Here is a 3,163-nt window from a genome sequence, read left to right as displayed (position 1 = left end):
TATTTGCCCGGCCAAAGATTCGGGTTGCTTGGTTTGAAGCAAAACGTTACTCTACGCAATGGTATTGCGAATAATTAATACTTCTGCAACATAAAAATGCGAGCCTGCTCTTGAAGACATCTTTTCTGAAACAGTGGTCTGTTTTCCTTGCTGCGCTGCTGTTATCTTGCTCCGTATTCGCAAAAGGCCCCGGTTCTCTGGGCGTTGACGACGTCGCGCTCAGCCAGTTGCCGCCCGAGGCGCAACAGACGCTGGTCCTGATCAAACAAGGCGGACCTTATCCGTATGCGAAGGATGGCGTGGTTTTTGGCAACTACGAAGGGGTGTTGCCGAGGCAGAAGCGCGGGTATTATCACGAATTCACCGTGAAAACGCCCAAGGCACGCAATCGCGGCGCGCGTCGGATCATCTCCGGCGGCAATCCGCAAACGTCCGGTGAGTACTATTACACCAAGGATCATTACCAGACATTCCAACGCATCAGGGAATGAAGGAGGCGATCCTGGTTGCAGCATTCATTGCAAAATCTGAGGGAGAAATGAGTTTATTTAAAACGGTGCCGCCAAATGTTGTGCAGTCTATCCGCGCTTTCCGCGTGACCGACTTGCAGGAAGAGGCTGCTCGTCTTGGGCAACACTTTCTGTACGCCTATTGCGCCGAAGCGACGACCAAGCAGCAGGTCCTCGCGATCATTGCCGGCGCCTTTCATTTTCCCCGCCATTTCGGCAAGAATTTCGACGCCCTCGGCGATTGCCTGACCGACCTGACTCACAAGTCCGGCCAGCAACCCGGCTTCATCGTTGTTCTGGAGCAATTGCCGAACACCCAGAAATTCGACAAGGAAGCGCGCGAAACCTTGCTGGACGTGTTCCGCGATGCCGCCGACTTCTGGGCCGACAAGAAAGTCGCATTCCGCGTTTTTTATTCATTCCAGTAGTTTTTCCACCGCTTTTTCTGTCGCTTCGGGCTGCGCCGGCGCCAATTTTTGGCAATCCGGCCGCGGGCAGCGGTTACAATGCCGACCATGAGAAGCATTGTTATCCTGATTTCCGGCCGCGGCAGCAACATGGAAGCCATCGTCCGGGCCGCCCAGGCAGAACACTGGCCGGTTTCCATCGCAGCAGTCATCAGCAACCGCACCGATTCAGCCGGGCTTGAATTTGCCCGCCGGCACGGCATTGCCACGGCAATCGTCGCCAACAAGGACTATCCCACGCGCGAGCAGTTCGATACCGCCTTGCGCGCCGCGATCGACGTGTTTGCGCCCGATCTGGTGGTGCTGGCCGGCTTCATGCGTATCCTGACCACGCCTTTCGTCGAGCACTATGCCGGGCGGATGCTCAACATCCATCCGTCGCTGTTGCCGTCCTTTCCGGGACTGGCTACACACCGGCAAGCGTTGGCGGCGGGCGTCAGGCTGCATGGCGCCACCGTGCATTTCGTCACGCCCGACCTCGACCACGGCCCGATCGTGGCACAGGTTGCAGTGCCGGTGCTCGACTCGGACAGCGAAGAAACGCTGGCCGGGCGCGTGCTGGACCAGGAACATCTTATTTACCCGCGCGCTGTGCGCTGGTTCGTCGAAGGCAAGCTCAGCCTGGACGGCAATCGCGTCCGTCTCGATCCATCCGCCGAGCAAGTCTGAACCACATTTTTTGAAGGAAGCAGTATGAGATTGCCACCCGCAATCGTTCCCCACACGGAAGAAGTCTTGCGTGAAATCTTGCGTTTCGCCGGCCCGGCCGATGTCACGTTGTCGCGCTACTTCCGCGAGAACCCCAAGCTCGGCGGCCGCGAACGCGGCGTCATCGCCGAAGCGGTATACGGCCTCTTGCGCAACAAGTCGGTCTTCACCAATTTCGCCGAATCCGGCGTCGGCCCGATGATGCGCCGGATGGCGCTGCTCGGCCTGGTCGATACGGTCAGTATCGAATCAATCGCCGGCCTGTCGCCGGAAGAAGTCGAGTGGCTCACGCGCACCGCTCAGATCGACCGCAATAAATTGCCGCTGGCAATGCGCGCCAACATGCCGCCATGGTTGCTCGACAAGCTGATTGCACGTGACGGCGAAGCCGCCGCCATGGAAATGGCCGAGGCGTTGAATCAGCCAGCCCCGCTGGACTTGCGCGTCAACGCCATCAAGGCTAACCGCGAAGACGTCATGGCAGCATTGGCTGCAGCGCCGATTCTCTGCGAGGCGACGCCGTATTCGCCGCTGGGCCTGCGCGTGATTAAAAAACCTGCGCTGCAGAACCTGCCGCTGTTCAAGGATGGCGCCATTGAAGTGCAGGACGAAGGCAGCCAGTTGCTGGCCCAGATCGTCGGCGTCAAGCGCGGCGAGATGGTGGTAGATTTCTGCGCCGGTGCGGGCGGCAAGACGCTGGCATTGGGCGCCGCCATGCGCAACACCGGTCGCCTGTACGCCTTCGACATATCGGAAAAACGTCTGGCCAAGCTCAAGCCGCGTCTCGCGCGCAGCGGCCTGTCCAACGTGCATCCGGTGATGATCGCCCACGAGAATGACGCCAAGGTCAAGCGTCTGGCCGGCAAGATCGACCGCGTGCTGGTCGACGCGCCCTGTAGCGGCCTTGGCACGCTGCGCCGCAATCCCGACATGAAATGGCGCCAGACTGTCGAGACCGTGGCGGAAATGAACGTCAAGCAGATCAGTATCCTCACCAGCGCGTCACGCCTGGTGAAAGCCGGCGGTCGCCTGGTCTACGGCACCTGCAGTTTCCTCAATGAGGAAAACGAAGACATCGTCGCCCAGTTCCTGCAAGCCAATCCGGACTTCACGCTGGTGCCGATGAACACGGTGCTGGCCGAACAGAAGATCGACCTGGACACTGGCGACTACCTCAAGATGCTGCCGCACGTGCATCACACCGACGGTTTCTTCGCAGCCGTGCTGGAACGCAAGAAGTAATGTTGCGGATGTTGCGGGCGGTGACCATGCTGTCGGGTCTGTCCGGCTTGTCCGGTATGCGGCGACATGCAAGCCATCTCGCCGCGTTCGCTCTGATCGCCTGCGCGGGCATGCCGGTCGCGCAGGCTTTCGACGCGGGCGGGCAGGCGCTGGCGGCGCAAGGAACGCTTGAAGCGGCCTTTACGCCGGGCGACGACATCGAAGGCCTGCTGACCGCCGCGGTCGACCAAATAGCGG

4 protein-coding genes and 1 pseudogene are annotated in these 3,163 nt (G+C 59.9%); all 5 read left to right on the top strand.

Annotation, left to right across the window (positions count from 1 at the left end; all coding sequences use genetic code 11):
- The first annotated feature begins 110 nt into the window (after positions 1-110).
- Positions 111-491, top strand: a complete 381-nt coding sequence (locus tag HLUSI_RS0106395; RefSeq protein WP_029363201.1) for a guanyl-specific ribonuclease — start codon at positions 111-113, stop codon at positions 489-491.
- Complete coding sequence (locus HLUSI_RS0106390) at positions 470-937, top strand: barstar family protein (protein ID WP_407649276.1); 468 nt, start codon at positions 470-472, stop codon at positions 935-937. The genes HLUSI_RS0106395 and HLUSI_RS0106390 overlap by 22 nt, the downstream gene beginning before the upstream one ends.
- A 78-nt stretch (positions 938-1,015) precedes the next feature.
- Positions 1,016-1,645: a phosphoribosylglycinamide formyltransferase gene (gene purN, locus HLUSI_RS0106385; protein WP_016833202.1), complete on the top strand. Its 630-nt coding sequence runs from the start codon at positions 1,016-1,018 to the stop codon at positions 1,643-1,645.
- A 24-nt stretch (positions 1,646-1,669) separates the two neighbouring features.
- A complete protein-coding gene (locus HLUSI_RS0106380; protein ID WP_029363199.1) occupies positions 1,670-2,926 on the top strand; it encodes an RsmB/NOP family class I SAM-dependent RNA methyltransferase in 1,257 nt (418 codons plus the stop codon).
- Positions 2,927-2,952: 26 nt separating this feature from the next.
- Positions 2,953-3,163: pseudogene (locus HLUSI_RS27265) on the top strand (hypothetical protein); the annotation flags it as partial.

Source organism: Herbaspirillum lusitanum P6-12 (assembly GCF_000256565.1).
Taxonomy (GTDB): domain Bacteria; phylum Pseudomonadota; class Gammaproteobacteria; order Burkholderiales; family Burkholderiaceae_D; genus Herbaspirillum; species Herbaspirillum lusitanum.
The sequence above is the reverse complement of the archived record's forward strand: the minus strand, read 5'-3'. Positions and strand labels throughout refer to the sequence as shown.